The organism is Nocardia sp. NPDC004168 (assembly GCF_040610355.1).
GTDB classification, from domain to species: domain Bacteria; phylum Actinomycetota; class Actinomycetes; order Mycobacteriales; family Mycobacteriaceae; genus Nocardia; species Nocardia sichangensis.
The window spans coordinates 129,306-150,616 of sequence record NZ_JBEXME010000007.1 but is presented as its reverse complement, the minus strand read 5'-3'; the positions used below and the strand labels follow the sequence as shown (position 1 = coordinate 150,616).

Below are 21,311 nucleotides of genomic sequence, written 5' to 3'. Positions count from 1 at the left end.
CAAATCACTATGCAAGGCTTTCGGCTATGACGCATGGGGCGCGGTCTCCCCGAGCTGCCATGCGCCGATACCGGCGCGAGCGCGCAACACCGATCCTTCGACCGCGAGCGAGGAGCAACCGTGCAGACACCATCGATCCATGTGGCCTCCCTACGGAAGGGTGAGCAGATCCACCGCAGCGAACTCGGCTCGCTCACCCGGCTCACCGCCGACAGCTTCCCGATCCTCAGCGGGCTCTCGATCAAACGCCTGACGCTCGCCCCCGGCGCGATCCGCGAACCGCACTGGCACGCCAACGCCACCGAACTCACCTATTGCACCGCGGGCCGGGCCCTGGTCTCGGTCTTGGACGACGGCAGCAGATTCTCCTCGTTCCTGGTGAGCGCGGGCGAGATGTTCCACATCGACTCCGGCGCGCTGCATCACGTGGAGAACGTCGGCGATACCGAGGCCGAGTTCATCCTCGCCTTCCGCCACGAACGACCGGAGGACTTCGGATTCAGCGCGAGCCTCGGCGCGATGACCGATTCGGTGCTCGGCAACACCTACGACCTGCCCGCCGAGGACTTCGCGAAGATCCGGCGCGACACCACAGCGAAACTCGTCGTGCGACGCGAGGGCGAGCCCGACATCCCGTGCACCGCCCGCTACGGCGATCCGCACCACTTCGCGATCGAGGCGATGCCCGCCCCGGTGGACTCGCCGGTCGGTTCCGCGCGCACCGCCCGCGCCCAGTTCTGGCCCGCATTGCGTGACATCTCGATGTACTCGCTGCGGGTGCGCGAAGACGGCATGCGTGAACCGCACTGGCATCCGGTGACCGCCGAAATGGGCTACGTCCATCGCGGCTCGGCGCGAATGACGATCATGGATCCGGACGGCACCTTGGACACCTACATCGTGCGCGAAGGCGAGGTGTACTTCGTCCCGCGCGCCTACCCGCACCACATCGAAGTCGTCGACTCCCCCGAGATCCACTTGCTGATCTTCTTCGACCAACCCACGCCCGCGGACATCGGCTACCGCGCCTCGATGAGCGCCTATTCCAGGAAAGTGCTCGCCGCGACGTTCGGCGTCGCCCTGGACGCACTTCCCGACCTGCCCTTCACGCCGAGCGATCCGTTGATCGTCACGCGGAACAACGCACTCGTCCGGTAGTCGCGGCGCGGCGTCGACCGCCCGCGACGTCGACGCATTCGCTGCCAATTGATCGTCAGGTAATTTACCATCGAGTCAATTCAGCGGACGGAGCGCGGCGATGGCGACGAAATCGTGGTGGGGTTGGGGCAACCGGGAGGACGCGGTCACCGGGACCGAGCGGAAGGTCCTGACCGAACGCGTGGCGGCACTGCTGCCGAAAGCCGAGTTGACCGTGCACGAGGCGCCGGACCTGACGTCGTTGAGCGTGCCTCCGCCACGCGTCCGGGTGCCGGACGCGTTGACCCCCTTGGCCTCCGAAGACCTCGGCGACCGGGTCGCACACGGCCATGGGCAGGCATTCCGCGATGTGGTGCGCAATCTGCTCGGCCGCGTCGACCACGTACCCGACCAGGTGTTGCGGCCGCGGACCGAGCAGGACGTCCTCGACATCCTGGACTGGTGCGCGAGCGCGGGCGTCGCCGTGGTGCCGTTCGGCGGCGGAACGTCGGTGGTGGGTGGTGTCGAACTCCGCGGCGCCGACGCCTACGCCGGGTCGGTGTCGCTGGACACCGGCCGCCTGAGTCGGATCGTCGAACTCGACCGCACCAGCCGAGCCGCACGAATCCAAGCGGGCATACTCGGCCCGGCGCTGGAAGCGGCATTGCGGCCGGATGGTCTGACGCTGCGACACTTTCCGCAGTCGTTCGAGTTCTCCACGCTCGGCGGCTGGCTGGCCACCCGGGCGGGCGGGCACTACGCGACCGTCTACACCCACATCGACGACATGGTCGAATCGCTACGGGTGGTCACACCGGCCGGGATCAGCGAATCCCGCAGGCTGCCCGCGTCCGGCGCGGGTCCGTCACCCGATCGGATGTTCCTCGGCTCGGAGGGCATCCTCGGCGTCATCACCGAAGCGTGGATGCGCTTGCAGGATCGTCCGCGCTGGCGGTCCGGGGCGTCGGTGGTGTTCGGCGACTACGGCGCGGCCGTGGCCGCGACGCGCGCCATCGCCCAGTCCGCGTTGTATCCGGCGAACTGCCGGCTGCTGGATCCGGTGGAGGCGTTCATCAACGCGGGCACCAGCGCGGCGGGCGGGGTGCTCGTCCTCGGCTTCGAGTCCGCCGACCATCCCGTCGACGAGCCGATGCGTCGTGCGGTGCGGATCTGCCGCGAGCACGGCGGCACGATTCCGGACGGGGTCCGCACCACCGATTCCGCCGAAGACTCGGCGCGCACGGGCGCGGCCGACGCGTGGCGCTCGGCGTTCCTCCGCATGCCCTACCAGCGCGACGCGCTCGCCGCCCAATCCATGATCGTCGAGACCTTCGAAACAGCCTGCACCTGGGACCGTTTCGAGGACCTGCGAGCGGCGGTGCGGGAAGCGACCACGGACGCGTTCCGATCCGCCGGTGTGACCGGTGTTTCGACCTGCCGGTTCACCCATGTCTATCCGGACGGACCCGCGCCGTACTTCGGCATCTACGCCGCGGGCCGGTGGGGACGGACCGTCGAGCAATGGGACGAGATCAAGACGGCCGTGTCGGAGGCGCTGCACCGCAACGGCGCGACCATCACGCACCATCACGCCGTCGGCCGCGACCACCGCCCCTGGTACGACCGCCAGCGACCCGAACCTTTCGCCGCGGCGCTGCGCGCGGCCAAATCGGCACTCGATCCCGCGGGCATCCTCAATCCCGGTGTGCTGATCGACCCGGTCGTACACCGGGCCACCGGGGAGCACCGGTGAGCAGGCCGGGCACCAAGGGCGTGCCGCGCGAGCGGCGGGAAGAGCAGATCCTCGACATCGCCACCACCGAATTCGGCGAACGCGGCTACGCCAAGGCTTCGGTCGCCGAAATCGCCTCGGCCGCAGGCGTGTCCAAGCCGCTCGTGTACGCCTACTTCGGCTCCCGCGACGCACTGCACGCGGCTTGCGTGCACCGCGCCGGGAAGAGCCTGGTCGACGCGGTCGCGGCGGCCCAGTCCACGCATGGTGCGCACGACCGGGCGCTGGCGACACTGACCGGGATCTTCCACGCACTGGACGGACGCACCCAGAACTGGAAGATCGTCTACGACCCCACACTGCCACGTCCGGGTGCGGCCTTCGCGGTGGCCCGGCATTATCAGGATGCCTTGAACGGCATGGGCTCGGCAGGGGTATCGGAGATTCTGGCCGATGCCGGCATCTCCGATCCCGGCGATCACTCGCTGCTGCTGGCGCTGTGGTTCAGCATCGTGTCCACCACCATCTCGTGGTGGAGCGACCATCCCGACCACACGCCCGAGGACATGACCCAGCGCTGCCTGCGCCTGTTCACCACGGTCCGTGGAACGACCACTCGACGGACCTGATCGCGGTCGCCTTGCGTCGCAATGCAACACCTCGTCGCGGGCGACGCGTTGCGCGCGGAACAAGCGAACATGCGCCGCACGCCGGCGGGCGTGAGCGGCTGCCCACCCGCGACGTGCACGGCGCGACGGAAGATACCGACGACGACCGCGCGCCCGTCGGTGACGGAAGTTTCGCGCTCAGACGCTCGGGGTCAGTGCACGGAGAGGTTTGTCGAGTTCACGGCGGTAGAAGTCCAGGAAGCCGTCGGGGTCGGGACCGGCGTTCTGCATCACGAGATGGTCGAAGCCCGCATCGGTGTACTGCTGGGCGGCATCGAGATAGCGGGCCGGGTCCGGCCCGCAGGCGAAGTTGTCGAGGACGTCTTCGAGCCGGACGGTGGTGGTCGCCGCGGCGAAATTGACCGGGTTCGGCAACTCGCTCATCACCTTCCAGCCCGTCAGGGCCCAGCGGGTGGTATCGAGCACCGCCTTCGCCGCCGTTTCCTCGTCGGGCGCCCACGCCATGCCGACTTCCGCGTATCGGGGGCCCGCGCCGCCCGACGCGCGGTAGCGCTCGACGATTTCGGACTCGGGCTCGGTCGCGAACAGGCCGTCGCCGAGTTCCGCGGCGATGCAGGCCGCCTCCAGCCCACCGCTGGCGACGGCGATGGGCGGGAGGGTCTCGGGCAGATCGAAGACCCGTGCGTCGGAAAGGCTCAGGAATTCCCCGTCGTAGGAGTGATAGCCGCCGCTCCAGAGCAAGCGGATGATCTCGATGGCCTCGCGCAGCATGCGATGCCGGATGCGTACTGGCGGGAATTCCCGGCCGACGACATGCTCGTTGAGACGTTCACCAGAACCGACACCGAGGGTGAAGCGGTTGCCGGACAAGATCGCCAGAGTGGCTGCCGCCTGCGCGACGATCGCGGGGTGGTATCGCAGAATGGGGCAGGTCACTCCGGTCGCGAGCTCGATCCGCTCGGTCTTCGCCGCGATGGTTCCGAGCACTGTCCAGGCGAACGGTGAGTGCCCTTGGTTGTCCAGCCAAGGATGGAAGTGGTCACTGATCTCGACGAAGTCGAAACCCGCCTCTTCCGCCCGAACGGCTTGCCGGACAAGCTCGTTCGGACCGAATGCCTCGGCCGCCAGTTTGTACCCGATGCGCATCGCCACCTCCTGGTTCGACTGGGAGCGTCCGGCCACCGCGCGAACCGGCTCTTGGCGCGCGTACCCGGCATGCGGCGGTGAAAACGTCGCCGCGCCCCGGGCGGTGCCGGGGCAACGGGCTACCGCGTCATTCGGCCGACCGGCGACAAAGCGCTACCCGGTCGGTTCACTCACGAGTCGGCCAGTAACTGGCAGCGTGCCGGCCCTGCGGCACATAGGTGTTCTCGTCGTCGACTTCCGTGACACCCAGGTGCAGCAGTAGCAGCACCGTCACCAGGCTGATGCTCACGATCAGCGGGGTGAGCAACTGCGTCGCGCCGGCCCCGGAAGGTGCGTGCATGTGCTCGGCTTCGTGCACGTGCATCGCGAGCATGCCCGTGTAGTGCATGCCGGACACCGCGACACCCATGACCGCCGCCGCGCCGACGGTGACGAGCGTGCTGCGGGTGTGCAGCGTGAACCACAACGCGGCGGTCGCCGCGACGACGGCGATCACCATGGACAACGCGACGATCCGTCCGTCGTAGCCGATCATCGCGTCGGATTTCATGGCGTACATGCCCGCGTAGTGCATCGCGCCGACGCCCAGACCGGTCACCCCGCCGCCGGCCAGCAGTCCCACCGGCCCCAGCGCTCGCTGGTGTGCGATGCGCAGTCCGATCCACACCACCACCATGGCGATCACGGCGCTGAGCAGGGTGATCGGAACGTCGTACCGGATCGTCGCCCCCTCGATGGCGAAGCCGAGCATCGCGATGAAGTGCATGACCCAGATGCCGGTGCCGCCGATCGCGACCGCCGCGGCGATCAGCCAGCCGTCGCGTGCGGACCCGGTACGAGATCTGGCCACGCATCGAAGTCCCAGCAATGATCCGGTGAACGACATGACGTAGGCGACGATGGGCGTAAGCCATCCGTGACTGAAGTGGTCGATTTCCAGCACGCGACACTCCCTCGCTGGATAGATTCGAGCCATCGGCGACGCGAAGCCCGGATCTCACATAGTGAAACTGCAGGTAGATAGTTTAGAGTACTACTATCCTCTTTATAAACATAGGATGAGTTCCAAATAGCGGGAAGTGCGCTGGTAGGCCATCGAAGCGACGGTGCTTCGGCCCACAGCGCCACCTCCGCGCGTAAGGGCGCTCGACAGCTAGTATCTGGCTTCCACGTGACGGCAGCACGACCCGTATCCCACTCACCGGACCCGTGGCCGCCGGTACCGGCATCCGGCATCCGGCATCCGGCATCCGGCATCCGGCATCCGGCATCCGGCATCCGGCATCCGGCATCCGGCATCCGGCATCCGGCATCCGGCATCCGAGCGGTAGCCGAACTTCGAAGGGCCGTATCGGTCAACCGGACTCCTGGTCGGATGCACGTGCGAATGCGATTTCGGCACGGCGGCCGAACCTTTCGGAAGCCGAGCACGAGCACAATCGCAGTTAACGCCCAAGTCCGGACGCGACGGCCGGCCGCCGTCCCCGATGACCCACTCCGGCAGAGACCTTCACGCCCTCGTATCCCCCGGGATCGTCGTGGCGAGGCCAGCATGAACGCGACGATAGGGAACGCCGATTCCGGCGCTGCCGCGGCGGCGCAACGGAGCGAGACGAGCCGGCGAGCACGCCCAATCGCGACTTCTGGCGAACTTTCAGCGTTTCTCCGTATATCTCACCTGGATAACAGCGTATGGTCGCGCTATGCCGACAGCGACGTCGATCGACACCGGAGCCGAACACCTCGCCTGCTGGGTCACCGTCGTGGGGGAACGTCTACACCAGTTGCCGACAGCAAACCCGCATATCCTGCTCGCCCACGCGATGAGCGGGTTCCTCGCGATCGGACGGGCGAGCATGGCCCTGCTGACCACCTCCGCCAATCCGACCGACATCCGAGACCACGATCTCGTCTTCGAGATCACGGCCGACGCCGAACGCTGGCTCACCGACGCGGCGACCGAACCGATCGTCAACCAGGTCACCGACCGCGGCGAGCACATTCAGCGCTATCTCAGTCCCGCCGCGCTCGACACCGTCGCGAAAGCACGCCTGCGACGCTGCGCGCAGGCTACCGCGATCCATACCCGCGATCTGCTGACCGGGATCGACGCCGACCCGGCCGCGTCGGAGGAGATCCGCGATCTCGCCCGTGATCTCGCCGCGCGAGCGAACGTCATCGCCACCGTCTACGCCGACGACCCGCAGCAGCTGCTTTCGATGGCCCGGCAGGCGACTCGGTAGCCGACCACTCCGGGAGGTCGGCGAGTACGGGTCACGCCCGATACTCGGGTGCGGCACGCGACCAGCGGCGCGTTCACATCGAGGCCGCGATGATCGACAATGGTGACATGGCGACGGTGCTGCTCGGCGGCGACGTCATGCTGGGCCGGGGTGTCGACCAGATCCTGCCGCATCCCGGCGACCCGAGGCTGCGCGAACGGTACGTCAACGACGCACGAACCTACGTGGAGCTGGCCGAGCGCGCGCACGGCGAGTTCACTCATCCGGTCGGATACCGGCACTTGTGGGGTGATGTGCTGCCGCTGCTCGCCCAGCTCGACCCTGAGGTGCGGTTGCTCAACCTGGAGACGTCGATCACCGCCGACGGCGCGTTCGCTCCCGCGAAGGGCATTCATTACCGGATGCATCCGGACAACGTGCCCGCGTTGACCGCGATCGCACCGGTGGTCTGCGCGCTGGCCAACAATCACGTGCTCGATTTCGGAATTCCCGGGCTCGCCGACACCCTCGAAGCGCTCGACGCCGCGCATATCGACCGCGCCGGCGCGGGGGCCGACCTCGCGGGCGCCCGTGCCCCCGCCACGGTGGAACTCGCCGACGGCCGTCGCGTGGTGATCGTGTCGGTCGCCGCCGGATCCAGCGGTGTTCCGGAATCCTGGTCGGCACGGCGCGACCGGCCGGGCCTGTGGCGAGTGGGCTACTCCCCCGGCGCCACGGCGGCCGATGATGTCGCCGCCGAGGTGGCGGCGCACAAGCGGGACAACGACATCGGCATCGTTTCCGTGCATTGGGGGCCGAACTGGGGCTACGACGTGACGCGAACCGAAACACAGTTCGCACACCGATTGATCGACGCCGGAGTCGACGTGGTGCACGGGCACTCCGCGCACCATCCGCGTCCGATCGAGATCTACCGTGGCAAACCGATCCTCTACGGGTGCGGCGACGTCATCGACGACTACGAAGGCATCCGCGGCCACGAGCGGTACCACACCGATCTGCATCCGCTGTATCTCGTGGCGGTGGACCACGGTTCGGCGGAGGTCCGGCTGATTCCACTGCAGGTGCGGCACATGCGCCTGGAATGGGCCCCGCGCACCGAATCCCGTTGGCTCTGCGCCAAACTCGAAGACATCAGCCGCGGTTTCGGCACCCGCATCGCGCCCGGAACCGACGACCTCCCCGTGGTGTTCAGTGGCGCACGACGGTGAGATGGCGGAGGAACCACGCTACCGCCGAGTCGGCGACTTGTTCGAGCGCACCGGGTTCCTCGAACAGGTGTGTCGCGCCGGGAACGATGTCCAGCTCACTCGGGCACGGCATCCGTAACTGCGCCTCCCGATTCATCTCCAGCACCCATCGATCGTTGCCACCCACGATGAGCAGTGTCGGTGCGCGGACCGAGCCCAACCGCGAACCGGCCAGATCCGGACGACCGCCACGGGAGACGACCGCCGCGATCTCGGTGCCCGGTTCGGTCGCCGCCCACAGTGCCGCGCCCGCGCCGGTGCTCGCCCCGAAATATCCGGTCGGCAGGCCACCGAGCTCCGGCCGCGTCCGCAGCCAGTGCGTCACCTCGACCAGCCGGTGAGCGAGCAACTGGATGTCGAAAACGCGGGCGCGGTCGCCTTCCTCCTCGACGGTCAGCAGATCCACCAGCATCGTCGCGAATCCCGCCTGGTTGAGGACCTCGGCGACGAACCGGTTACGCGGACTGCGCCTGCCGCTGCCGCTGCCATGGGCGAACGCGATCAGCGCGGTGCGCTCCGGCGGCACAGCCAGCACCCCGGCCAGTCGGGTGGACTCCGACGGCACGATGACCTCTTCTGTCCGCGTCGGGGACGGGTGTGCGGACGGCATCGAACACCTCCTGTTATCCGGCGTACCCGATCGAGTCGGTCGCACGCAAGGGGGGAAGGTCCTTCGTCCGCACAATGGGCGTGGCGCCGTCAGCGGAACGTCGCGCCGAGGTACTCGGTCAGATCGTCGATCGAGGACGCCCACCCCGCGTAACCGAGGTATCCGTCGGGACGCACGACATACGCGGCTGCGCCGGTGGCACCGTAGGCCTTCGCGAAATCGGCGTCACGGTCGCGGACGACCGGCAGCAGCGTATCGTCGACCCGCGCTCCGGGTGCGGCGAGCAGGTACACGTCCAGGTGCCGGTGCGCTCGGCGGCGCGCCGCTGCGGCAAGATCGGCCAGCGCCCCGATTTCGGTCCCGGCGCTGTCGTCGGCGTAGAGCAGGAGGGTGTGATCGGTCCGTCCGAACAGCGCGAACAGGCGGATCGGAAAGGTGACCGCGCCGCGGACCAACCCGGCGGCGTCGGGAGCGCGCAGTCCCGCCCGCAGACCCGGCCAGCGGTCGGCCGCGCGCGCCACGATCGGGCTGTCCCGGTAGTCGATCAGCAGTTGCGCCTCACGCCGGATGACGAAATCCAGGTCCGACTCCCCGGCCCCGATACCCTCCCGTGCACTGCGCACGGTGCGTCCGACCACTTCGTCGCCGACCGGCCTGCGCTCGGCGTCGTAGCTGGCAGGCAGTTTCGGTGCACTGTCGCCGTTGACCGCCAGCGCGAGCTTCCACGCGAGATTGTGCGCGTCCTGAATGCCCGTGTTCATCCCCTGCGCGCCGGTGGGCGGATGAATATGCGCTGCGTCGCCTGCCACGAAAACCCGTCCGCGCGCGTAGGCATCGACGATGCGGTGACTGATCCGGAAGACCGACGACCATCGCAGTTTCGACGCGGTGACCGGCTCGGGAGCGAGGCGGTCGAGGACGGCTTGGATATGGTGCAACCGCGGCGTGGGGCCGCCTTCGAATCCGTGCACGAGTTGGTCGGGGTTGGACGTTTCCGCCGTGGTGAGTTCGTCGGGGACCAGCATCGACACTCGGTACCGGCCGCGTCCCGGCAACGGTATGCACACCAGCAGGTCATCGGTGACGCCTTCGGTGCGGTGCGTCGAGCGGATGACGTAGCCGCGGGGCAGCGACCAGTCGAGTTCGACATCGCCGAGCATGTATTGCTCGGCGAACGCCGCTCCCCCGAAGGACAGGCCCAGCCGCTTGCGGACGATGCTGTGCGCTCCGTCGCAGCCGATCAGGAACTGCGCGTCGACGGTGTGTTCGCCGTCGGCGTCGACGAGCACCGCGCGCACGCCGCTGTCGTCCTGCTCGAAGGTCGTCAGCCAGGTGGCGCGTTCGATCCGGGTGCCCGTCTCGGCCAATCGCTCCCGCAGGATTCGCTCGGTCACGTATTGCGGCAGCCCGATGAACCCGTAGGGGACGTCCGCGGGCAGCGTGAGTTCCGTCCTGGCCACCTCGGCGCCGTTCACGTACACCAGCTGGCCACGCAACTGGAGGGATGCGTCGAGCATCCGGCGCAGGACACCCAACCCTTCGAACACCTCGAGCGTTCGCGGTTGGATGCCCACGGCCTTCGCGTATCGGGGCGGCTCGGGCAGCGCGTCCACGATTCGGCAGGCGACACCGCGCCGGGCCAACTCGATTGCCGCGGTCAACCCGACCGGCCCAGCACCGGCAATGAGTACCTCTGTGCCGACCATGCGTTACCGCCTCGGACTGCGTACTCACACAGTGATTCGGGCGAGTCTACTCGGCCCCGCGGGGGTAGACGATCAGTCCGCGTCTTCGGATTCGGCGGACGGCTTCGACGTGACGACATTGATCCGTAACGGGAGGCGGAACAGGTTGCCCGATCGGTTGCGAACCCACTGGGTGACGGCGGCGACCGCCGAGCCCAGCGAGGTCACGCCCGCGAGCAGCGCCCACGGCGTGAGCGTCGCGGACGTGTAGGCGACCTGCCCGATACCGGGCACGACGAGTTTGCCGTTGCCGAACGCCCAGTTCATCAACGATCCGATCTGCCCGCCCAGATCCGTCTTGCGTCCGACCATCGCCTTCAGCTCGGGGCCCTTGCTGTTGATGTAGAGCACGGTGAACACCACGAACAGTGCGGCGACCAACGTGGCCAGCGTCGCCAGCCGATTCAGCGCCTCGATACGAAGGCGCAGGTTCACCACGATCGCGAAAAGCGCGATGACGATAGCGGCACAGGCGAGCAACGCCCAGAAGCCGGTGATCCGGGCGCCGGGAGGCGCCGATCGCGACCAGACGTTGAGGAACCGCGTGGTGATCTCCATCCGGCCGAACGCGTTGGTGCTGACCTTGCCATCGGCGCCCGCGGCGGTGAGCCATGGCTGGAACAGCAGCACGAGCGTCACCAGGCTTCCGACCGCGGCCCACACATAGCCCCAATATCCGCGCAGCGCGGCCAGAATTGCCTTCGCCGGCACGACGGCGCCGCTTCCCGCCCGGTCCTGCCGGGCGGACCGGTCGTCTCGCGTTTCGTCCGACTGCCAGGGCGTTGGCTGCACCATTACCTCAGTTTAGGGTCGCGGCACCGACCGAATTCGGGCCCAACTCACCAACAGTGGGAAGTCTCCATGCGGATGCGGCGGCGCGGCCCAACGGGCGGCCCCACCCCGCTACGAGGGCGTAACGATCACCGTTACCGAACGGCTCTCCCCCGCGCCGAACCAATCCACACAGCGTGTGCCGTGGCAACGCATCAGGCCGACGGCTATCACTCCACGACACGATCGGAGATAGCCAGGTCTCCATTGGGCAAAGGAGAATCGAACACATATCGAAGCACGTAATTCCGGTGATTGTGGGCAAAAAGAATCCGCCGGTAGGTTTTTCGCCCGGGTTGGCTGCCACTACCCCGAAAAAAGCGCCATCGGTGATCGTCCTGTTACGTGATGCCGGGGAACTTGACGTTTCCTTGCCTGGTGCTCACCGGACTATGGGTGAAGCATGAATCTCGTGAGTCAGAGTTAAGTTTCACTCGAGTCAAAGGATGCACAATGTCGACCAAAATCACGAAAATCGTCGCAGCGACCGCAATGGCCGTCTCCTTCGGCGTCATCGCGGCTCCCGCCGCTACCGCCGAAACGACGCCGTCCGGCGCCGCGACGCCGGTTTTCGGCTCGGTAGTCTTCTGCATACCGCTCGGCAGCGCCGTCTGGTGCATCTGAGAGCGCCTGTTGTGCGGCCCCGCCGCGTTCCGGCGGGGCCGCACTTCTCGGCTGGAAGTCTTCTCCAGCTCCGATGATCGGCGGTGTGCGAGGCAGCCCGCCCAGTGTCACGCGAACCGACATGAGGAAGGCAGATCGTCGCAGTCGCCGCCGCACGTGGATCGACCGTCGCGGCGGCACTGTCACCATCGGACCTCCTTTGTGCCACACCCGCGATCGCCGTGTCGTCCACTGAGGCGCGATGCGGGTGGCAAGCCTGGGCGACTCGGCGCCGCAAGCAGCTCTTGACTTCAGGGCGACCTCAACTCGCAAGCTGAGCGCAGCACGAGGAGAGGTGACCATGACAACGTTCGGAGCAAAGCAGAGCCGCGGCTACGACCAGCGGGCTTCCCGGCTGCTCGGGGGCCTGTACCGCCGGATCGCCGCGGACGTCGACGCAATAGCGCAATCGGGGGCGTGTGTGCTCGACGTGGGGACCGGGCCGGGGGAACTATTGGCGCAGTTGGGTTCTCGGCGGCCGGATCTGCGGCTGCACGGCGTCGACCTGTCGCCGCACATGATCGACCTCGCCGACGCGAAGCTGTCCGGCGGCGCGGTGGAACTGTCGGTCGGTGACGTGGCCGCGCTTCCCTACCCTGACGACAGCTTCGATCTGGTCGTTTCGAGCCTGAGCATGCACGAGTGGCCGGAGGTCGACCGCGCGATAGCCGAGCTGGCGCGGGTATCGCGACCCGGCGGCGCCGTGGCGATCTACGACTTCCGTTTCCTGCGCTCGGCGGCCGCGCTCAGCGCGTTGCGCCGTTCGTTCGAGGCGGCGACCGTGCGGCGGGAAGCGGTACGTCCGCGGCGTCAGCCCATCGGGCTGTACACGCGGCTCACCGCCCGCGCCGCCTAGAGTGCGGATATGGCGGGCGACGACATGCCGATCGGTGAACTCGCGGCGCGGTTCGGTCTGGCCACCCATGTGCTGCGGCACTGGGAGGATGCCGGATTGCTCGCGCCGCGGCGGGACGGGGCGGGCCGTCGCCGCTACCGCGACGGCGATGCGGAAACCGTGGCGATGATCCTGATCGGCAAGCAGGTGGGTTTATCGCTGGAGGAACTCGCCACGCTCTTCGCCGAGGCGTCCGACCGCTCCGCTCGCCGCGACTTGCTGCGTGCCCACCGCGACCAGCTCGTCAGCCGGATCGCGCAGTCCACCGCGGCGCTGGAGACCATTACGCACGCTCTCGACTGCGCCGCCGCGGACTTCCGTGAGTGCCCGCACTTCCAGGCCAAGGTCGCCGACGCGCTCGCGCTGGTCACGAACCGGTCAAGGCCATGAGGTAAATCGTTATGGCGCACGGAATTCCGTCCTGACGGCGTAGTTTGCCGCCGTGCGGGCACGGCGCGGTGAATCGGCGGCGACAGGGGGTGCTGCGCCGCTTTTCTGGGATTAGGATCGAGTCCTGCGAACTCGGACACAGCAGCCAGTAACACTTCGACTCGATAGAGGTGCCCCGTGAGCAGGACGATTCGAATTCCCGCGGTGGAACTCGCCGATCATGTCGGCGAATCCATCGTCGGGTACGGCACCCTCACCCAAGCAGGAGTGGTCCAGCCGGGCGGCGACCTCGTGGTCGCGGTCTTCGGCGTCGAGACCAACCGGCGCGAAAAGTCTTTCACGCCGGGTCAATTGGTCGAATTGGAGGTTACCGACTGACCGCGGCGGCCGGATTCGGATGCGCCGGCCGACCGATTCAACCGATCAGCGCATTCATGATCGTCCCCGCGCTGGTGGCGATGACGCCGCCGAGCATTCCGCCCGCGACCATTTTCGCCGACGCGAGCGGACCGCCGTTCCATTTTTCCCAGGCGAATCTTCCACCCGCATAGGCGATCCCGGTGACTCCGGAGAGAATCACGAACCACGTGAAATACCGGAACAGCTGGAGAATTTTTTCCGAGTTCGGGGGGGCTTCGGGGACCGGGTCGTCCACCTGAGCCAGAAGAAATGCTTCGACTGCCGTATGGATCGTCATTGATCTGTCTCCGTCGCGTTTCCGCAGGACAAGTTATACGCAATCGCTATGACGTTCGAAGTATCGCGATCCCGGAGGCTCGCGTCAACCCCTCACCGGCCGAGGCCACCGCAACGCCGGTGTTCCCGCGCGCGAAGCCGTGTCGAACCGCCGTGGACGGGTAGTGCGTGCATGTGAGCTACGACGGTGACGGCACGGCGGACGGTGACCTCGACCCGGTAGCCGCGCGGGCGGTGATCGAACAAGCCAAAGGCGCGGTCATGCTGGTCTATGGCCTCGACGCCGACGAAGCGTTCGCCATCCTGCGCGTGCGGTCGCAGGAAACCAACACCAAATTGCGCGTTCTCGCCGCCAATGTGGCCGCCGAGCTACCGTCGGTCGGCATGCCCGCCCTGACCAGCGAACTGCGCAGCCGGGTCGACCGGCTGCTGTCGACCGCGCACGAACACGGCCGTTGAGCGCCGCTGCGGCCTATCGCTTCTGGGCGACGGCGAAGACTCGCCGGAAGGGCAGCCAAGTGGTGCCGTCGGCGCGTCGAGGGTAGGCGTTGCGCAACAGTGGGGCGAGTTGCGCTGTGAATTCCCGCCACTGCGCGTCATCGAGGGCCCCGCGCACGGGCCGCAACGCCGTGCCGGTGACCCACTCGAGCACCGGATCTTCTCCGCTCAAGCGTTGCAGGTACGTCGTCTCCCAGGCATCGACCGCCCCACCCGCGGCGGCGAGCAGGTCGGCGTATCCGGCGGGATCGAGCACCGCCCTCGGCTCGAGGATGCCCGCTCGTCCGAGGCTGTCGCGCCAATCGTCGCGAGCGGCCACCTGGCGGATCGCCCGGTGCGAGGCCGCGTCGAAATTTCCGGGCACCTGCACGGCCAGAAACGCGCCCGTTGGAAGCTCTCGCATCCACCGAGCCAGCAAGTCCGGATGCCCGGGCACCCATTGGAGGACGGCGTTGCAGACCACGACATCGGTCTCCGCGCTCGGCTGCCATTCCTGTACCGCCCCGAGCGTCGCATCGATGCCACGATCTCGCGCGGCCGCGACCATTTCCGGCGACGAGTCGAGCGCTCGCACGATCGCGCCCGGCCAGCGCCGCGCGAGGACCGCCGTGAGATGCCCGGGACCGCAGCCCAGGTCCACCACCACCCGCGGTTCGGCCGCGGCGACCCGGCTCAGCAGGTCGAAGAACGGGCGGGACCGGTGATCGTCGAAGGCGAGGTACTGCTGAGGATCCCACATAGGCCACTCCGAGGCTCGCTACCAAACCGTACGTACGTACTGTACGCCTGCCTCGCGCTCAGAAGAAGGTCCCCGAGAACGGCAACGAGTCGGTGGCGAACAGCGCGTCCGCGTCCGCGACCGCACCGGGACGATGTTCGTCGACACGTCCCGCGAAAGCCAGTTCGCGCCATGTCGTTCCGCCCAGATAGACCGCCGCGAGCTCGGAGATACTCGTGGTGAGATCCCGGTTCTCCCGAACTCGTCGCACGCCGTCGACAGCGATCCGGTAGCGGCCGGAGTTCGCCGTCAGGATCGGGTCCCGCACTTCCACCACGACCGCGGCGGCCTGGCGATAGGTGCGCCGCGCCAGCGCGTGCCCGACATCGACCAGGCGCAACCACGTCTCGTCCCTGGTCGACAGCACGCGCACCGCGCGTTCGTCGGTGAGCAGGTGGCGCAGCGGACTGTCCAAGGCGAGGAACGGGAGCACGAACGTATCGACCAGGTCGATCGACATCAGCCCGCGGATCAGCCCGCGATACGCCGCGGGCGTCGTCGCGACGAAATCGTTGATCACCACCTGCTTTTCCGGCCGGGACAGCCAGCTCCTCGGATCGACCGGCTGGTAGCGGACGAACCCGTCCTCGGCGCCGGCCGGCCGTGGACCAGGCAGTAGTTCGGCTCCGTGCTCAGCAATTCCTGCAACCGCCACCAGTATTCGGGCCGATCGACAGCGCCGGTCCAGGCGACGTCGGCCGTCGCGTAGATCTGCGGCAGCAGTTTCCACGCCGCGGCGCCGTCGATGAAACGCACCGGACCGGACGCCGCCACCGTGTCACGCAGCCGGGCCCGACGGCGCTGCAACTCCACCCGCGCGAACGAGCTGGCGATGCCGTAGCCGAACCGTTCGTAGATCGCACCCTCCGACGCACGCAACGTGGCGACCGCTTCGCCGCGTTCGGCGATGTCGGCGAGCTGACGGTGCAACAACGCCGTGAGCGCCCCGCGGCGGGTGTGGGTCGGCAGCACTCCGACGTGGCTGACCGCCGCGTGCGGCAGGCGCGCGCCGCCGGGGACGACCAGCCTGCTGGTGTAGGACTCCGCGGTGCCGATCAGTTCGCCATCGATGTAGGCGCCGAGCGTGCGACCGGGCTCCGACAGCTCCGCGGTAGGGGTCAGCGGCGGCAAGCCCACCATGGCCGTGCGGAAAAGGGCATTGGCGGAACGGATGTCGTCCTCATCGAGGAGGGTCTGCACAGCGACGGTCACGACTCGATCCTGCCCGAGCCGCCATCGGGCGCTGACCTGCTGGCACGCCCCGGCGGAAAATCAGTCGGCATCACGGTTTCGTAACGGGCTGCGGTGGGTATTACATAGCAATGACGGATCACCGACCAACCCGCATCGCCGGTGTGGAACCGGGAACCGGCGCGCTAGCTTTGACCACGTGCCTTGCCTTTTCGATCGGCATCGCCGCGCTCACCCAATCGGCGTTCACCACGCTCGTGGCGTGTGTGAGCATCGTGGCGGGGCTCACACTCGTGCTGAACATCCTGCCGCGCAAGGCTTGACCGCGCGGACCTTGCCTCGCACGCCGAATCCTGGTGGCATCTACCCGGATATCGACGTCAATCGGGAGGCAGGCATGCTGTCGTTGCAGGAGATTTCGGATCGACTCGAGATCGAAGACCTGATGGTGCGGTATTCGCACGCGGTCGACACTCGACAGTGGGACCTGCTGGACGAGGTGTTCACCCCGGACGCGCACATCGACTACTCGGCCATGGGCGGATCGGTGGGCGATCTGGCGGCGACGAAGCAGTTCTTGGCCGCCGTCCTGCCCAACTTCCCGGCCTTCCAACACCTGATCAGCAACTCGTCCATCCGAGTCGACGGTGACACCGCCACCGGGCGGACGATGTGTCACAACCCGATGCTCGTGTCCGGCGGCGACGGACCGCCGACGATCATGCTGTGCGGTCTCTGGTACCACGACACGTTCGTCCGCGTGGACGGACAGTGGCGGATCAAGCAGCGCGTCGAGGAGAAGAGCTTCCTCTTCGTCGCGCCGTCCGCTCCCGGCATGGGCTGACGCGACGAAGACCGCCGCGGTTCCTCAGCGCGCCGACAGCGCTGAGGGCGGGGCCTCGGACGCGGGGGCCGGTTCCTCGCGGGCGGGGCTCCCGTCGCCCACGACCTTCCGCCTGCGGACGACCAGGAACAGCACGACCAGCGCCACACTGAACCAGACGTAGGTGTTGCCGATGAAATGCTGCCAGGGTGTCCACGCGGTCTCCCGGTGCTCGCCGTCGGGCAGCCAGTTGTGCGGGCCGATGACGAATATCGCCGCGGTCACCACGAACGTCACCCACCACCCGATCGCCCGCCTGCCGGGCAGGCGGGACGCGTGACCGACCATGGCGAACAACGCGGGCGCGATCCACACCCAGTGGTGGGACCAAGAGATCGGCGAAACCAGCAGCGTGAAGACGGCGTTGAGGGACAGCGCGAGCGCGGGCAAGTCGGCGGCTCGGCGCATGGCGGTGACCACCAGCGCGAGCAGCAACGCGCCGAGGATCAACCAGATGATGGTGAACGCGGGCTCGGGCGTTTCGAAACGAGAGAACACCGCTTGAATCGACTGATTCGTGTGGAATGCCGAACCGCTCAGCCCGGACACGTTGCCCAGGCCGCCGAACCAATACTTGACGGACTCCTTCGGCAGAATCGCGAAGCCGAGCGCCGTGGCGGCCGCGCCGGTGACCGCGGCGGTCGCGGCCGCGCGGTAGTCCCGCCGGACCAGGAAGTAGAGCACGAACGCCGCGGGCGTCAGCTTGATCGCGGCGGCGACGCCGATCAGCATGCCCCGGGGCCAGCGCGACTTGTGGGTGAGGCAATCGGCGGCGACCAGGGCCATCAGCAACAGGTTGACCTGACCGAAGTCCAGCGTGGAGTGAATCGGCTCCAGCAGCAGCCCCAGCGGAGTGGCGCACGCGGTGGCCCAGACCGCCAGCCGGCGCTGCGACTCGTCCGGCCACACCCGCCGCGCCACCAGATAGAGCGTGAGGGCCAACGCGGCCACCGACGAGACGAAGAAGCTCAACGCGGCGACGTCCCAGGGCAGCATCGCGAAGGGGCCGAGCGCGAGCGCGGCGAAGGGCGGGTAGATGAACGGCAGACCCGCTCCGATGGTGGTCTGCGGCAATTGCCCGTACATGTCGGCGCCGTGCCGCATGGCGTCCACGCCGAGGCGATACACCTGCAGGTCGATGAACCCGCCGGTGATCTTGTGGAACGGCCAGACCGGTGTCAGCAGACAGAACGCGGAGAACGCGAGTGCGAGAACCGGCGCCGGGCGCAGCACGCGCGCGAGTCGACGGTTCTGGGACATCGGCGTTCCGGCGGTGGCGGTGACACTACTCATCCGCGGCGACTATACCGACCCGGGTCCGCTCGTTCACCACATGGGAGGCAGATTCGCGACTGTCGCGTGAGGGCTGCGGAAACGGGTAAGCCGCCACCAGCACGAGGGGCAGAGGAGGTCGGCCGATGGTGACGAAGGCGCCCGGCGCCACGATGTACGTCCCCGAGAACGCGGATCTGACGCGGCTGCGGCAAGCGGCCTGCGACTGTCACGGGTGCGATCTCTACCGCCATGCCACGCAGACGGTGTTCGGCGCGGGGCCCCAGGACGCGGACGTGGTACTGATCGGCGAGCAGCCCGGCGATCAGGAGGACGTGGCAGGCCATCCGTTCGTCGGTCCGGCGGGGCGGCTGCTCGACCGCGCGCTGGCGGAGGTCGGCATCGACCGCGACGCGGTCTACCTGACCAACGCGGTGAAACATTTCAAGTTCGTGGAGCGCGGCAAGCGGCGCATCCACAAGCAACCCGGCCGCACCGAGGTGGTCGCCTGCTCGGCATGGCTCGACGCCGAACTCGATCTGCTGCGTCCGCGGTTGGTGGTGTGCCTCGGCGCGATCGCGGCGCAGGCGGTGCTCGGCCCGACGTTCAAGGTCAGCGCACGCCGCGGCGAGGTCGTCGAAACGGCCGACTTCCGCGCGATCGCCACCGTGCACCCGTCGTCGGTGTTGCGCGCGCCCGACCGTACCGCCGCCTACGAAGCGTTCGTCGACGATCTGCGCATAGTGCGGGAACAACTCGGAAAGTCGGCGGCGGCGCGCTGATCACGCGGCCCAGGACAGGAGTGAGTGGATGAGCACCGACGAGATCGACCCGGAACTGCTGGAACTGGCCGCCAAGGTGTTCGACTTCGCTCGGCGCGGAGACACCGCGAGGTTGGCCGCCTATGTGGACGCCGGCGTGCCGGTCGACCTCACCAACGACGCGGGCGACACCCTGCTCATGCTCGCCGCCTACCACGGGCACGCCGATGCCGTGGCGGCGCTGCTGCAACGGTCGGCCGATCCGGACCGTGCCAACGACAAGGGCCAGACTCCGCTGGCCGGGGCGGTTTTCAAGGGCGAGAGCGAGATCGTGCGACAACTCGCAGCGGCGGGCGCCGACCCCGACGCGGGCACCCCGTCGGCCCGCGACGCCGCGGTCATGTTCGGCAAGACCGAGCTGCTGGAAATCTTCGGCTGAGCGGGCTACCCGCGCTTGCGCACAGCGGTGACGGCCTTGCGCGCTGCTACCAGAACGGGATCCCACACCGGGGAGAACGGCGGTGCGTAACCGAGATCGAGCATGGTCATCTGCTCGACGGTCATCCGGGCGGTCAGCGCGACCGCGGCGATGTCGACGCGCTTGGCCGCGCCCTCCCGTCCCACGATCTGGATGCCGAGCAAGCGTCCGGTGAGCCGCTCGGCGAGCATTTTCACCGTCATCGGCGCCGCGTCCGGGTAGTAGCCGGCGCGGCTGGTGGATTCGACCGCGACGGTCACGTATTGCAGGCCCGCTGCCCTGGCGTCCTTCTCCCGAAGACCCGTGCGGGCGACCTCGAGTTCGCAGACCTTGCTGACCGCGGTGCCCACGACGCCGGGAAAGACCGCGTATCCCCCGCCGATGTTCGCGCCGATGATCTGACCGTGCTTGTTGGCATGGGTGCCGAGCGGGATGTGGCGTTCCCGGCCCGAGACGAGGTCCAGCACCTCGACGCAATCGCCGCCCGCCCAGATGTTCTCGTGCCCGCGTACCCGCATGGCGACATCGGTCCGCAGCCCGCCGTACTCCCCCAGCGGCAGACCGGCGGCGCGGGCCAGCTCGGTCTCCGGGCGCACGCCGATGCCGAGCACCACCACGTCGGCCGGGTATTCCGCGGTGTCGGTGACGACCGCGGCGATCCGGCCGTCGTCATCCGTCCGGAACTCGGACACCTCGGCGTCGCCGACCACCTTGACGCCCATTCCGCACATCGCGTCGCGCACCAGAGCCCCCATGTCGGGGTCGAGCGTGGACATGGGTTCCGAGCCGCGGTTGACCATCGTGACGTCGTAGCCGCGCCGGATGAGGGCCTCGGCCATCTCCACGCCGATGTAACCGGCCCCGACCACGACGGCGCGGTTGCCGCGCGCCCGCTCCAGCGTGTCGAGCAGCGCCTGTCCGTCGTCGAGCGTCTGCACACCGTGCACACCGTTCGCGTCGATACCGGGCAGCCGCGGCCGGACGGGGCGGGCGCCGGTGGCGATGACGAGGTGGTCGTAGGACATCCATGCCGACGCGCCGGTTTCCCGGTCGCGATAGCGCACGCGAGCCTGCTCGGCATCGATCTCGGTGACCGCGGTGTGCAGCCGCAAGTCGATCTCGCGGGACCGATGTTCCTCGGGCGTGCGGGCGATCAGGGCATCCCGGTCGACGACGTGACCGCCGACCCAGTACGGAATGCCGCAGGCCGAGTAGGAGGTGAACCCGCCGCGTTCGAAGACCACGATCTCCAGCGCGCCGGCGTCCTTCATCCGGCGCGCCTGCGAGGCCGCCGACATTCCGGTCGCGTCACCGCCGATGACCACCAGTCGCTCGCTCATGGCTTCACGCTACGTTCGGCGTCCACCCGGCGGCCGCGTGGGCCACCGTTCCACGAATTTGCTGGTTGCGCTGCGGGTGACCGATCCGTACTTCACACTGATCTTCTGGCAAACGCGGTATGAGGGCAGCGTTTTGACCCGGG

Annotated in this window: 22 protein-coding genes and 2 pseudogenes; 14 read left to right on the top strand and 10 right to left on the bottom strand. The window is 68.0% G+C overall.

The window, feature by feature from the left end:
- Nucleotides 1-120: 120 nt before the first annotated feature.
- From ABZW96_RS16365 to ABZW96_RS16355, 3 genes are all read left to right on the top strand, one after another.
- Nucleotides 121-1,158 (top strand): cupin domain-containing protein, encoded by a 1,038-nt coding sequence (locus tag ABZW96_RS16365; protein WP_355075326.1) that lies wholly within the window; start codon nt 121-123, stop codon nt 1,156-1,158.
- A 100-nt stretch (nt 1,159-1,258) separates the two neighbouring features.
- Nucleotides 1,259-2,890 (top strand): FAD-binding oxidoreductase, encoded by a 1,632-nt coding sequence (locus ABZW96_RS16360; RefSeq protein ID WP_355075324.1) that lies wholly within the window; start codon nt 1,259-1,261, stop codon nt 2,888-2,890.
- Nucleotides 2,887-3,498: a TetR/AcrR family transcriptional regulator gene (locus tag ABZW96_RS16355; RefSeq protein WP_355075322.1), complete on the top strand. Its 612-nt coding sequence runs from the start codon at nt 2,887-2,889 to the stop codon at nt 3,496-3,498. The genes ABZW96_RS16360 and ABZW96_RS16355 overlap by 4 nt, the downstream gene beginning before the upstream one ends.
- Nucleotides 3,499-3,675: 177 nt before the next feature.
- Here the strand turns inward: ABZW96_RS16355 and ABZW96_RS16350 are convergent, their stop codons facing one another.
- Both ABZW96_RS16350 and ABZW96_RS16345 read right to left on the bottom strand, forming a co-directional pair.
- Nucleotides 3,676-4,644 carry a TIGR03557 family F420-dependent LLM class oxidoreductase gene (locus ABZW96_RS16350; protein WP_355075320.1) on the bottom strand — a complete coding sequence of 323 codons (969 nt, stop codon included), beginning with the start codon at nt 4,642-4,644 and terminating at the stop codon, nt 3,676-3,678.
- A 166-nt stretch (nt 4,645-4,810) separates the two neighbouring features.
- On the bottom strand, nt 4,811-5,587 hold the full coding sequence (locus tag ABZW96_RS16345; protein ID WP_355075318.1) for an MHYT domain-containing protein: 777 nt from the start codon (nt 5,585-5,587) through the stop codon (nt 4,811-4,813).
- A gap of 760 nt (nt 5,588-6,347) precedes the next feature.
- Here ABZW96_RS16345 and ABZW96_RS16340 point away from each other — a divergent pair.
- Together ABZW96_RS16340 and ABZW96_RS16335 are read left to right on the top strand one after the other, a co-directional pair.
- Entirely contained in the window at nt 6,348-6,887 is a 540-nt protein-coding gene (locus ABZW96_RS16340) for a hypothetical protein (RefSeq protein WP_355075316.1), read from the top strand.
- Nucleotides 6,888-6,976: 89 nt separating this feature from the next.
- Nucleotides 6,977-8,098: a CapA family protein gene (locus ABZW96_RS16335; protein ID WP_355075314.1), complete on the top strand. Its 1,122-nt coding sequence runs from the start codon at nt 6,977-6,979 to the stop codon at nt 8,096-8,098.
- On the opposite strand, the pseudogene ABZW96_RS16330 reads toward ABZW96_RS16335, so the two are convergent.
- The 3 genes and pseudogenes from ABZW96_RS16330 to ABZW96_RS16320 form a co-directional block, all read right to left on the bottom strand.
- Nucleotides 8,079-8,681 (bottom strand): annotated as a pseudogene (locus ABZW96_RS16330) (phosphoribosyltransferase); the annotation flags it as partial. The gene ABZW96_RS16335 and the pseudogene ABZW96_RS16330 overlap by 20 nt on opposite strands.
- Nucleotides 8,682-8,836: 155 nt before the next feature.
- Nucleotides 8,837-10,453 (bottom strand): FAD-dependent monooxygenase, encoded by a 1,617-nt coding sequence (locus ABZW96_RS16325; RefSeq protein ID WP_355075312.1) that lies wholly within the window; start codon nt 10,451-10,453, stop codon nt 8,837-8,839.
- Between the two features lie 72 nt (nt 10,454-10,525).
- A complete protein-coding gene (locus ABZW96_RS16320) occupies nt 10,526-11,287 on the bottom strand; it encodes a hypothetical protein (protein WP_355075310.1) in 762 nt (253 codons plus the stop codon).
- A gap of 489 nt (nt 11,288-11,776) precedes the next feature.
- Between ABZW96_RS16320 and ABZW96_RS16315 the strand changes: the two genes are divergently transcribed.
- The 4 genes from ABZW96_RS16315 (at nt 11,777) to ABZW96_RS16300 (ending at nt 13,649) form a co-directional block, all read left to right on the top strand.
- Complete coding sequence (locus ABZW96_RS16315) at nt 11,777-11,947, top strand: hypothetical protein (protein ID WP_355075308.1); 171 nt, start codon at nt 11,777-11,779, stop codon at nt 11,945-11,947.
- 340 nt (nt 11,948-12,287) lie between these two features.
- Nucleotides 12,288-12,842 carry a class I SAM-dependent methyltransferase gene (locus ABZW96_RS16310; protein ID WP_355075306.1) on the top strand — a complete coding sequence of 185 codons (555 nt, stop codon included), beginning with the start codon at nt 12,288-12,290 and terminating at the stop codon, nt 12,840-12,842.
- Between the two features lie 9 nt (nt 12,843-12,851).
- Nucleotides 12,852-13,271 carry a MerR family transcriptional regulator gene (locus ABZW96_RS16305; RefSeq protein WP_355075304.1) on the top strand — a complete coding sequence of 140 codons (420 nt, stop codon included), beginning with the start codon at nt 12,852-12,854 and terminating at the stop codon, nt 13,269-13,271.
- Between the two features lie 177 nt (nt 13,272-13,448).
- A complete protein-coding gene (locus ABZW96_RS16300; RefSeq protein WP_157170965.1) occupies nt 13,449-13,649 on the top strand; it encodes a hypothetical protein in 201 nt (66 codons plus the stop codon).
- Between the two features lie 37 nt (nt 13,650-13,686).
- Here ABZW96_RS16300 and ABZW96_RS16295 read toward each other — a convergent pair whose 3' ends face one another.
- Complete coding sequence (locus ABZW96_RS16295) at nt 13,687-13,968, bottom strand: hypothetical protein (RefSeq protein ID WP_355075301.1); 282 nt, start codon at nt 13,966-13,968, stop codon at nt 13,687-13,689.
- A gap of 173 nt (nt 13,969-14,141) precedes the next feature.
- Here ABZW96_RS16295 and ABZW96_RS16290 point away from each other — a divergent pair, with 173 nt between their 5' ends.
- Nucleotides 14,142-14,426, top strand: coding sequence for an ANTAR domain-containing protein (locus tag ABZW96_RS16290; RefSeq protein WP_355075299.1), 285 nt, complete (start codon nt 14,142-14,144; stop codon nt 14,424-14,426).
- Nucleotides 14,427-14,439: 13 nt separating this feature from the next.
- Here the strand turns inward: ABZW96_RS16290 and ABZW96_RS16285 are convergent, their stop codons facing one another.
- Nucleotides 14,440-15,204, bottom strand: a complete 765-nt coding sequence (locus tag ABZW96_RS16285; protein ID WP_355075297.1) for a trans-aconitate 2-methyltransferase — start codon at nt 15,202-15,204, stop codon at nt 14,440-14,442.
- Nucleotides 15,205-15,262: 58 nt separating this feature from the next.
- Nucleotides 15,263-16,383 (bottom strand): annotated as a pseudogene (locus ABZW96_RS16280) (GNAT family N-acetyltransferase).
- Nucleotides 16,384-16,565: 182 nt separating this feature from the next.
- Between ABZW96_RS16280 and ABZW96_RS16275 the strand changes: the two are divergent.
- The gene (locus ABZW96_RS16275; RefSeq protein WP_355075296.1) at nt 16,566-16,757 is read left to right on the top strand and encodes a hypothetical protein; all 192 of its coding nucleotides are present in this window, start codon (nt 16,566-16,568) and stop codon (nt 16,755-16,757) included.
- Nucleotides 16,758-16,831: 74 nt separating this feature from the next.
- Nucleotides 16,832-17,278, top strand: coding sequence for a nuclear transport factor 2 family protein (locus tag ABZW96_RS16270; RefSeq protein ID WP_355075294.1), 447 nt, complete (start codon nt 16,832-16,834; stop codon nt 17,276-17,278).
- 24 nt (nt 17,279-17,302) lie between these two features.
- Here the strand turns inward: ABZW96_RS16270 and ABZW96_RS16265 are convergent, their stop codons facing one another.
- Complete coding sequence (locus ABZW96_RS16265; RefSeq protein ID WP_355075292.1) at nt 17,303-18,610, bottom strand: glycosyltransferase 87 family protein; 1,308 nt, start codon at nt 18,608-18,610, stop codon at nt 17,303-17,305.
- 125 nt (nt 18,611-18,735) lie between these two features.
- Between ABZW96_RS16265 and ABZW96_RS16260 the strand changes: the two genes are divergently transcribed.
- Entirely contained in the window at nt 18,736-19,371 is a 636-nt protein-coding gene (locus ABZW96_RS16260) for a UdgX family uracil-DNA binding protein (protein WP_355075290.1), read from the top strand.
- A gap of 28 nt (nt 19,372-19,399) precedes the next feature.
- The gene (locus tag ABZW96_RS16255; RefSeq protein WP_355075288.1) at nt 19,400-19,789 is read left to right on the top strand and encodes an ankyrin repeat domain-containing protein; all 390 of its coding nucleotides are present in this window, start codon (nt 19,400-19,402) and stop codon (nt 19,787-19,789) included.
- A gap of 5 nt (nt 19,790-19,794) precedes the next feature.
- On the opposite strand, the gene ABZW96_RS16250 is transcribed toward ABZW96_RS16255, so the two are convergent.
- Nucleotides 19,795-21,168: an FAD-dependent oxidoreductase gene (locus ABZW96_RS16250; RefSeq protein WP_355075286.1), complete on the bottom strand. Its 1,374-nt coding sequence runs from the start codon at nt 21,166-21,168 to the stop codon at nt 19,795-19,797.
- Nucleotides 21,169-21,311: the final 143 nt, after the last annotated feature.